6 protein-coding genes are annotated in these 7154 nt (G+C 43.5%); all 6 read left to right on the forward strand.

The features are described from left to right. Positions 1–149 precede the first annotated feature (149 nt). Positions 150–1436: a homoserine dehydrogenase gene (locus ADH54_RS02035; RefSeq protein ID WP_020901496.1), complete on the forward strand. Its 1287-nt coding sequence runs from the start codon at positions 150–152 to the stop codon at positions 1434–1436. A gap of 1 nt (position 1437) precedes the next feature. Then, on the forward strand, positions 1438–2307 hold the full coding sequence (gene thrB, locus ADH54_RS02040; protein ID WP_049523848.1) for a homoserine kinase: 870 nt from the start codon (positions 1438–1440) through the stop codon (positions 2305–2307). A gap of 99 nt (positions 2308–2406) precedes the next feature. Then, positions 2407–3345: a peptide-methionine (R)-S-oxide reductase MsrB gene (gene msrB, locus ADH54_RS02045; RefSeq protein WP_049523850.1), complete on the forward strand. Its 939-nt coding sequence runs from the start codon at positions 2407–2409 to the stop codon at positions 3343–3345. Between the two features lie 60 nt (positions 3346–3405). Then, the gene (locus tag ADH54_RS02050) at positions 3406–5130 is read left to right on the forward strand and encodes an ABC transporter ATP-binding protein (protein ID WP_049523852.1); all 1725 of its coding nucleotides are present in this window, start codon (positions 3406–3408) and stop codon (positions 5128–5130) included. Between the two features lies 1 nt (position 5131). Beyond that, positions 5132–6880, forward strand: a complete 1749-nt coding sequence (locus ADH54_RS02055) for an ABC transporter ATP-binding protein (RefSeq protein ID WP_049523854.1) — start codon at positions 5132–5134, stop codon at positions 6878–6880. Positions 6881–6974: 94 nt separating this feature from the next. Further along, positions 6975–7154: hypothetical protein (locus ADH54_RS12350; RefSeq protein ID WP_342666591.1), on the forward strand; the 180-nt coding region annotated here is incomplete at its 3' end.

Genomic DNA, 7154 nt, shown 5'->3' on the forward strand with positions numbered 1-7154 from the left:
CTTTCTGGAAAGCTATTTCTAGATTTTAAGAAGAGCGAATCGTCTGATTCGTTTTTTCTTTTCTAGATTGAAATAGTGATTTACTATAATAGGAATTTTCACAAAATTCTGTTATAATGGCTATATTAGAAAATTTCGAGGAGACAAACATGACAGTTAAAATTGCTTTACTAGGATTTGGTACCGTTGCAAGTGGTGTGCCTTTCCTCCTAAAGGAAAATGGAGAAAAAATCAATCAATCAGCACATTCAGAGATTGAAGTTGCCAAGGTATTGGTCAAGGATGAAGATGAAAAGAATCGCTTGCTTGCAGCAGGGAATGACTTTAACTTTGTAACCAATGTAGATGATATTTTATCAGATCAAGACATTACGATTGTAGTGGAATTGATGGGGCGTATCGAACCAGCTAAAACATTTATCACTCGTGCCTTGGAGGCTGGGAAACACGTTGTGACTGCCAACAAGGACCTTTTGGCTGTCCATGGTGCAGAATTGTTAGAAATCGCTAAAGCTAATAAGGTAGCACTTTACTACGAAGCAGCAGTTGCTGGTGGGATTCCAATTCTTCGTACCTTGGCAAATTCCTTGGCTTCTGATAAAATCACGCGCGTGCTTGGTGTAGTCAATGGAACGTCCAACTTCATGATGACCAAGATGGTGGAAGAAGGCTGGTCTTACGATGATGCTCTTGCGGAAGCGCAACGTCTAGGATTTGCAGAAAGCGACCCTACAAATGACGTGGATGGGATTGATGCAGCCTACAAGATGGTTATTTTGAGCCAATTTGCCTTTGGTATGAAGGTTGCCTTTGACGATGTAGCCCACAAGGGAATCCGCAACATTACACCAGAAGACGTAGCTGTAGCTCAAGACTTGGGTTATGTAGTGAAATTGGTTGGTTCAATCGAGGAAACTCCGTCAGGTATTGCTGCAGAAGTGACTCCAACCTTCCTTCCTAAAGCGCATCCACTTGCCAGTGTGAATGGCGTAATGAACGCTGTCTTTGTAGAATCTATCGGTATCGGTGAGTCTATGTACTACGGACCAGGTGCTGGTCAAAAACCAACTGCAACAAGTGTGGTGGCGGATATTGTTCGTATCGTTCGTCGCTTAAATGACGGTACCATAGGTAAAGACTTCAACGAATACAGTCGTGACTTGGTCTTGGCTAATCCAGAAGATGTTAAAGCTAATTACTACTTCTCAATCTTGGCACCAGACTCAAAAGGTCAGGTCTTGAAATTGGCTGAAATCTTCAATGCTCAAGATATTTCCTTCAAGCAAATCCTCCAAGATGGCAAAGAAGGTGACAAGGCGCGTGTTGTGATCATTACACACAAGATTAATAAAGCCCAGCTTGAAAATGTCTCAGCTGAATTGAAGAAGGTTTCAGAATTCGACCTATTGAATACCTTCAAGGTGCTAGGAGAATAAGATGAAGATTATTGTACCTGCAACCAGTGCTAATATCGGGCCAGGATTTGACTCGGTCGGTGTAGCTGTAACCAAGTATCTTCAAATCGAGGTCTGTGAAGAACGAGATGAGTGGTTGATTGAACACCAGATTGGCAAATGGATACCACATGACGAGCGCAATCTCTTGCTCAAAATCGCTTTGCAAATTGTACCAGATTTACAACCAAGACGTTTGAAAATGACTAGTAATGTTCCCTTAGCGCGTGGTTTGGGTTCTTCCAGCTCGGTTATTGTTGCTGGGATTGAACTAGCCAATCAATTGGGCAAGCTCAACTTGACAGACCATGAAAAATTGCAATTAGCGACTAAGATTGAAGGACACCCTGATAATGTGGCTCCAGCCATTTATGGTAATCTCGTTATTGCAAGTTCCGTTGATGGGCAAGTTTCTGCTATCGTAGCAGATTTCCCAGAGTGTGATTTCCTAGCCTACATTCCAAACTATGAATTGCGTACTAGAGACAGCCGTGGTGTCTTGCCTAAGAAATTGTCTTACAAGGAAGCTGTTGCTGCCAGTTCTATCGCTAATGTGGCGATTGCAGCCTTGTTGGCAGGAGACATGGTGACCGCTGGGCAAGCAATCGAGGGAGATCTCTTCCACGAGCGCTATCGTCAGGACTTGGTAAGAGAATTTGCAACGATTAAGCAAGTGGCCAAAGAAAATGGTGCCTATGCAACCTACCTCTCTGGTGCTGGGCCGACAGTTATGGTTTTGGCTTCTCATGACAAGATGCCAACGATTAAGGCCGAATTGGAAAAGCAACCCTTCAAAGGCAAACTGCATGACTTGAAGGTTGATACCCAAGGTGTCCGTGTCGAAGTAAAATAAAGAATAGAAGATAGGATGGGGAAACTCTCGACCAGAGGGCTTCCTATCCTTTTTTTGAAAATAAGTCTAGTCAAAAAACTTGATAAAGGAGAAATAAAGATGGCAGAAATTTATCTAGCAGGCGGTTGTTTTTGGGGCCTAGAGGAATATTTTTCACGCATTTCTGGAGTGCTAGCAACCAGTGTCGGCTACGCTAATGGACAAGTAGAAACGACCAATTATAAGTTGCTCAAAGAAACAGATCATGCAGAAACGGTGCAAGTGATTTATGATGAGAATGCAGTGTCACTTAGAGAAATTTTGCTCTATTATTTCCGAGTCATTGATCCCTTGTCAATCAATCAACAAGGGAATGACCGTGGTCGCCAATATCGAACTGGGATCTATTATCAGGATGAAGCAGACTTGCCAGCTATCTACACAGTGGTGCAGGAGCAGGAGCGCATGCTTGGTCGAAAGATTGCAGTGGAAGTGGAGAAACTACGTCATTACATTCTGGCTGAAAACTACCACCAAGACTATCTTAAGAAGAATCCTTCAGGTTACTGTCATATCGATGTGACCGATGCTGATAAGCCATTGATTGATGCCTCTAACTATGAAAAGCCTAGTCAAGAGGTGTTAAAGGGCAGTTTGTCTGAAGAATCCTATCGTGTTACCCAAGAAGCTGCTACAGAGGCTCCATTTACCAATGCCTATGACCAAACCTTTGAAGAAGGGATTTATGTAGATATTACGACAGGTGAGCCACTCTTTTTTGCCAAGGATAAGTTTGCCTCAGGTTGTGGTTGGCCAAGTTTTAGCCGTCCGATTTCCAAGGAATTGATTCATTATTACAAGGATCTGAGCCACGGAATGGAGCGAATTGAGGTTCGTTCTCGGTCGGGGAATGCTCACTTGGGGCATGTTTTCACAGATGGGCCTCGGGAGTTAGGTGGTCTCCGTTACTGTATCAACTCTGCCTCTCTACGCTTTGTGGCCAAGGATGAGATGGAAGAAGCAGGATATGGCTATCTACTACCTTACTTAAACAAATAAATCAGAGAGGGTGGGTGCTTCCCACTTTCTTCATTTCCAGAATACGAATAGAAGGGATTTATGAAACACCTACTATCTTACTTTAAACCCTACATCAAGGAATCCATTTTAGCCCCCTTGTTCAAACTACTAGAAGCTGTGTTTGAGCTCTTGGTTCCCATGGTGATTGCTGGGATTGTTGACCAATCCTTACCCCAGAGAAATCAAGGACACCTCTGGATGCAGATTGGCCTGCTCCTTATCTTTGCAGTGATTGGTGTTGTAGTGGCTTTGATAGCCCAGTTTTACTCAGCTAAGGCTGCGGTTGGATTTGCCAAAGGACTGACAGATGACCTTTATCGTCATATTCTTTCCTTGCCCAAGGACAGCAGAGATCGTTTGACAACTTCTAGCTTGGTGACTCGCTTGACTTCGGATACCTACCAGATTCAGACTGGTATCAATCAATTCCTGCGTCTCTTTTTGCGAGCACCCATTATCGTTTTTGGAGCCATTTTTATGGCTTATCGCATCTCAGCTGAGCTGACTTTCTGGTTCTTGGTCATGGTTATCATTTTGACCATTGTTATTGTAGGGCTCTCTAGACTGGTTAATCCTCTCTACAGTAGTCTTAGAAAGAAAACGGACCAACTAGTTCAGGAAACACGCCAGCAATTACAAGGGTTGCGGGTTATTCGTGCTTTTGGACAAGAAAAACAAGAGTTACAGATTTTTCAAACCCTTAACCAAGTCTATGCTAGATTACAAGAAAAGACAGGTTTCTGGTCTAGTTTATTAACCCCTCTGACCTATCTGATTGTCAATGGAACCCTCCTCGTTATTATCTGGCAGGGCTATCTTTCAATTCAAGGAGGTTTGCTCAGTCAAGGTGCTCTTATTGCCCTCATCAACTATCTCTTACAGATTTTGGTGGAATTGGTCAAGCTAGCCATGCTGATCAATTCTCTCAACCAGTCCTACATCTCAGCTAAGCGAATTGAGGAAGTCTTTGGGGAGGCTCCAGAAGATATTCACTTAGAGCTAGAACAAAAGCAAGCTACCAGTGATCAGGTTTTACAAGTTCAAGAACTGACCTTTACCTATCCTGATGCGGCCCAGCCTTCTCTAAGAGATATTTCCTTCGATATGAAGCAAGGGCAAATCCTTGGTATCATCGGAGGAACTGGTTCTGGTAAATCAAGCTTGGTGCAACTCATCCTTGGATTTTATCCAGCAGACAAGGGGAGCATAGACCTTTATCGAGACGGATCTAGTCCTCTCAATCTTGAACAGTGGCGGTCTTGGATTGCCTATGTGCCCCAAAAAGTCGAACTCTTTAAGGGAACCATTCGTGCTAACTTGACTCTAGGTTTCAATCAAGAAGTAACGGACCAAGAACTCTGGCAGGCCTTGGAAATTGCGCAAGCTAAGGATTTTGTCAGTGAAAAGGAAGGACTCTTAGATGCCCTAGTTGAGGCAGGAGGGCGAAATTTCTCGGGCGGTCAAAAACAAAGGCTGTCTATCGCACGAGCAGTCTTGCGCCAGGCTCCGTTTCTCATCCTAGATGATGCTACCTCGGCCCTCGACACCATTACCGAGTCCAAGCTCTTGAAAGCTATCCGAGAAAATCTGCCAAATACAAGTTTAATCTTGATCTCTCAACGAACCTCGACTTTACAGATGGCTGACCAGATTCTCCTCTTGGAAAAAGGGGAGCTCCTAGCTATCGGCAAGCACGAGGACTTGATGAAATCCAGCCAAGTCTATCGTGAAATCAATGCATCCCAACATGGTAAGGAGGACTAGCATGAGACGACAAACTGCAAATCAAACACTCACACGTTTGGCCAAAGATTTTGCAAACCATCCCTTCCTCCTTTTCCTAGCCTTTCTAGGAACTATTGCCCAGGTTGGCTTATCAATTTATCTTCCCATCTTGATTGGGCAGGTCATTGACCAAGTCCTGGTGGCTGGTTCTTCACCAGTTTTTTGGCAGATTTTTCTCCAAATGATCTTGGTGGTCATAGGAAATACCCTTGTGCAGTGGGTCAATCCTCTCCTCTATAATCGCCTAATCTTCTCTTATACCAAAGATTTGCGAGAGCGAATCATCCATAAGCTCCATCGTTTACCGATTGCTTTTGTGGATCGGCAAGGAAGTGGAGAGATGGTCAGTCGTGTGACCACAGACATCGAACAGTTGGCAGCTGGCTTGACCATGATTTTTAACCAATTTTTTATTGGCGTCTTAATGATTTTGGTTAGTATTCTAGCCATGCTTCAAATTCATCTCCTCATGACTCTTTTGGTCTTGCTGTTGACGCCACTTTCTATGGTAATTTCACGCTTTATTGCCAAACGCTCCTATCATCTCTTCCAAAAGCAAACAGAGACGCGGGGAATTCAGACTCAGTTGATTGAAGAATCGCTTAGCCAACAGACAATTATCCAGTCCTTCAATGCTCAAGAAGATTTTATCCAAAGACTGCGTGAGGCTAATGACAACTATGCAGGTTATTCGCAGTCAGCTATCTTTTACTCTTCAACGGTTAATCCTTCGACTCGCTTTGTAAATGCGCTTATTTATGCCCTTCTAGCTGGAGTAGGAGCTTATCGTGTCATGATGGGGTCCACCTTGACCATTGGACGCTTAGTGACTTTTTTGAACTATGTTCAGCAATACACCAAGCCTTTTAACGATATTTCTTCAGTTCTAGCCGAGTTGCAAAGTGCTCTCGCTTGCGCGGAGCGTGTTTATGGAGTCTTAGAGAGTCCTGAGGTGGCTGAAAGTGGTAAGGAAGAGTTGACTAGTGACCAAGTTAAGGTAGCTATTTCCTTTAAACAGGTTTCTTTTGGCTACCATCCTGAAAAGATTTTGATTAAGGATTTATCTATTGATATTCCAGCTGGTAGCAAGGTGGCTATCGTTGGTCCGACAGGTGCTGGAAAATCAACTCTTATCAATCTTCTCATGCGTTTTTACCCTATTAACTCAGGAGATATCTTGCTGGATGGGAAATCCATTTATGACTATAGTCGTGCATCATTGAGACAGCAGTTTGGCATGGTGCTCCAAGAAACCTGGCTCAAGCAAGGAACTATTCATGATAATATTGCCTTTGGAAATCCTGAAGCCAGTCGGGAGCAAGTGATTGCTGCTGCCAAAGCAGCCAATGCCGACTTTTTCATCCAACAGTTACCTCAAGGCTATGATACCAAGTTGGAAAATGCTGGAGAATCTCTCTCTGTTGGTCAGGCCCAGCTCTTAACCATCGCCCGGGTCTTTCTGGCTATTCCCAAGATTCTTATCTTAGACGAGGCGACTTCTTCCATCGATACACGGACAGAAGTGCTAGTACAGGATGCCTTTGCCAAACTCATGAAGGGGCGCACAAGTTTTATCATCGCTCACCGCTTGTCTACCATTCAGGATGCGGATTTGATTCTTGTCTTGGTGGATGGCGACATTGTTGAGTATGGCAATCATCAAGAACTCATGGTTCGAAAGGGCAAGTATTACCAAATGCAGCAAGCTGCAGTTTTTAGCTCTGAATAAGCCATTCTAATTTCGAACTCTTATAGATAAAAAAGTTGCCTTCGGGTGACTTTTTTGTTACAATAGCTAGAAAAATTATTCACTGTAATACTCAATGAAAATCAAAGAGCAAGCTAGGAAGCTAGCTGTAGGTTGCTCAAAGCACTGCTTTGAGATTGTAGATAAGACTGACGAAGTTAGCTCAAAACACCGTTTTGAGGTTGTGGATAGAACTGACGAAGTCAGCTCAAAACACTGTTTTGAGGTTGTAGATAAGACTGACGAAGTCAGCTCA

Source organism: Streptococcus pseudopneumoniae (assembly GCF_001072315.1).
In the GTDB taxonomy this organism is placed as follows: domain Bacteria; phylum Bacillota; class Bacilli; order Lactobacillales; family Streptococcaceae; genus Streptococcus; species Streptococcus pseudopneumoniae_R.